General features: G+C 53.3%; 1 pseudogene. It reads right to left on the reverse strand.

Annotated elements, in window-relative coordinates:
* Positions 1 to 336 (reverse strand): annotated as a pseudogene (locus tag DK870_RS29125) (hypothetical protein); the annotation flags it as partial.

The raw sequence follows: 336 nt of genomic DNA on the forward strand, positions 1-336 counted from the left end.
TCACAACCATACCAGGCTTGAGGACGCCAGTCTCCACACGGCCCACGGGCACAGTTCCAATACCTCCAATTTTGTAGACATCCTGAAGTGGCAGACGGAGGGGCTTGTCAGTGGGACGGCTAGGGGGCAAAATGGCATCCAGGGCATCAAGAAGAGTGACACCACTTGCATTACCCTCCTTGCGCTCAATCTTCCATCCCTTGAACCAGCCCATATTTGAGCTGGCCTCCAGCATGTTGTCCCCATGCCATCCAGAAATTGGGACGAAGGCAACACTGGCAGGGTTGTAGCCGATCTTCTTGATGTAAGCACTGACTTCCTTGGTGATTTCCTCAA

The sequence above is a fragment of the Pseudomonas sp. Q1 genome, assembly GCF_009935975.1.
Classification (GTDB): domain Bacteria; phylum Pseudomonadota; class Gammaproteobacteria; order Pseudomonadales; family Pseudomonadaceae; genus Aquipseudomonas; species Aquipseudomonas palleroniana.